Annotated in this window: 1 pseudogene; it reads right to left on the bottom strand. The window is 53.1% G+C overall.

Annotation, left to right across the window (positions count from 1 at the left end):
* A pseudogene (locus JHD73_RS29835) lies at positions 1-450 on the bottom strand (hypothetical protein); the annotation flags it as partial.
* Positions 451-458: the final 8 nt, after the last annotated feature.

Below are 458 nucleotides of genomic sequence, written 5' to 3'. Positions count from 1 at the left end.
GGATGGGGATGAGCCGAGAACTCCCTGGAAGTAAAGTGGAAGGAAGTAGACAGTCCCAACTGCTACGAGGCGATGGAGGAAGGTGAGTGAAAACGCGGTAGCAGACGTCCGATTGGAGAAGAGGTGGAGCGGAATGGCTGGCTGCGAGACGAAGCGAGATTTTTCGAAGAACATCAGGCCAGCCAGGGAAGCGAAGCCAATGGCTAAGGGTATGATGACCATACAGGATGACCAGGGGGATGTGGTTCCGGCACGAGAGAGGGCGATGAGGATGGCACTAACGGCGCCCCCAATAATGACGTTGCCGATCCAGTCGATTCGGGTTATACGCATGTTTGGTGCGGTTTTGTCAACGCCTTGGACCTTAAGAAATATTATTAGAAGCAACAAAGCGAAGCCGCCGACGGGTAGATTTAGGTAGAAAATCCAACGCCAAGTTGTGTGGTCCACAATGAGCC

Origin of the sequence: Ralstonia sp. ASV6 (genome assembly GCF_016429285.1) — a bacterium.
Taxonomy (GTDB): domain Bacteria; phylum Pseudomonadota; class Gammaproteobacteria; order Burkholderiales; family Burkholderiaceae; genus Ralstonia; species Ralstonia flaminis.
The sequence above is the reverse complement of the archived record's forward strand: the minus strand, read 5'-3'. Positions and strand labels throughout refer to the sequence as shown.